Raw genomic sequence first — 1,887 nt, 5'->3', positions numbered from 1 at the left:
TAGTGTCTGAACGAAAACTATCTTTTTTATGCAAGATTCTTTCTCTGAGCAAATTTAAATTTTTTTAAATTGCCCCTTTTTCAACTTTTTCTTCTACGCTTTAATCTATGATACGGTTGTTTTATTCATTTCCCTCGTTTTTACCATCTTTTCATGTTCTCCGGACATACTATCCCTCATGGATTTTTATTCGAGAGTGTTTTTACGCTGCCTTACGTACTGTTTCTTTTTCTTCCCGGACTTTCTTCTGCAATATACTCCCCATCGTGTGCAAATTTGCCGCCAGCACTCCTAATGCGCAGTATCTTTTAAATCCTTCTATCCCTTTGTCTAAGCATCTGTCCAGCCCATGATGTTCTAACCGGTTAATATCTGACTCCACCGCTGAGTGCTTGTGCCTGAGTTTTTTAAATGTACTCTCCGATTCTTCTTCTGTCTCCGCCTTATTCCTTTTTCCTTTCTTCGGTATGATCACTTTCGGTATATAAAGACTTATCAGTTCCTTGTATTCCTTCTTGTAAAAACCCTTGTCTGCACTTATACTTTCTATCTCTTCTTCACCAAACAAATTTAATAGCTTGTCTGCTAACGGCAGAATTAACGCCACATCTGCTTCTTTTTCCACTACTTGGTGATATCCGATAAACCCCCATTGGTCACTTGCTATCACCAGATTGTGGCCTAATTCCACCCTCTTATTCGCCTTCCCTTTACTCAACCATTCTGTGTGTGGTTCAAACAGTGAATATACCTTTTCCCCTACCGGTATTTGCTCTTCCTTGATAATTCTCCTCTCTACCAAATCTCTGTGCTTCTCCAGCATCTGATAAAAATATTCCATCGACTCCAATGCCTCTTTCTGCATTTCTTCCGCACCCGTTGTTAATATTTTTTCGTACACCGCTATTATGCTCGCACCTATCTTCTCACTTAATCTCTTTGCTAATCCAAGATACTCTTTTACTTGCTTCTTAACCGCCTCCTCTTTCTTGTTTCCACCACCACTTGCCGCTTTCGAACTACTCCTCATCAGACTCTTTAGCTCTTTCCTCCAATTCTTTACCTTTCTCCATCCTTTCCCGTTCAATACCCCTCCCTCTATAAATGCCTCTATCCCATCAAGGCACTTCCTACCCGCATCCCACAGCAAATTCATGTCCGTAGGAAAATGTACGTTTGTCTCCACCACATACGTATCCGTCTTTATGCGGAGCTTCTCCTCCCGTCCGTTCTTTGCCAGCCTCTGGCCTGCCTTTACCACCACATCATTAATCTTCCCCAACGTCTCCTCATCGAGCAATCTTACGTTATCCTTGATGCTTTGCAGCGAATACTTCTTACCCCTCCCAAATACGGTATCTACTCCCATTATCTGACGAATCAGACTATGGTGATTCACCATATCTTCCAACCTGTCATAATCCGCATCTAATCCCAATCTCACCACTCCTATTACCATTATCTGCCATAACTCCATCCCATTACGCCCTGTCTCTTTCTTCCCACCCTTTACCTTTGCTTCCAATACCCTGAATACTTCCTCTCGTAATTCCTCTGTAACAAATATGTATTGTAATGCCCTCAAAATCGGCGCTAACTCATCCCTGCTCTTTTCGGGAATTTCTACCTCTGATATTGGTGTGCTTCCAAGTCTCCTTTGCGGCTCGAATCTTTTTCTCATGGCGTGGCAGTTCTCCTTTTGATGACTCTGTTTTTCTGATGTTTTGGGCGAATGTTTGTCTCTTTTCACCCCTTGGTACCCTCGCTTCCCTTATTCTACGCCCTAAGTTTAACATCTACTCACTATACTTTCAACCCTTCATGCAGATACTTTCAACCTCCTTTACCACGTATTTCAAGGCTTACAGCGTTTTCGTTCAGACACTA

At 42.2% G+C, this 1,887-nt stretch carries 1 protein-coding gene; it reads right to left on the bottom strand.

Going from position 1 to position 1,887, the window contains the following annotated elements:
- Window positions 1–202: 202 nt before the first annotated feature.
- Entirely contained in the window at window positions 203–1,681 is a 1,479-nt protein-coding gene (locus QZT26_RS17385) for an ISNCY-like element ISCku10 family transposase (RefSeq protein WP_070065843.1), read from the bottom strand.
- Window positions 1,682–1,887 lie beyond the last annotated feature (206 nt).

The sequence above is a fragment of the uncultured Candidatus Kuenenia sp. genome (assembly GCF_900696675.1).
GTDB classification, from domain to species: domain Bacteria; phylum Planctomycetota; class Brocadiia; order Brocadiales; family Brocadiaceae; genus Kuenenia; species Kuenenia stuttgartiensis_A.
Note: the sequence above shows the minus strand (reverse complement) of the source record. Positions and strands in the feature narration are given on the sequence as shown.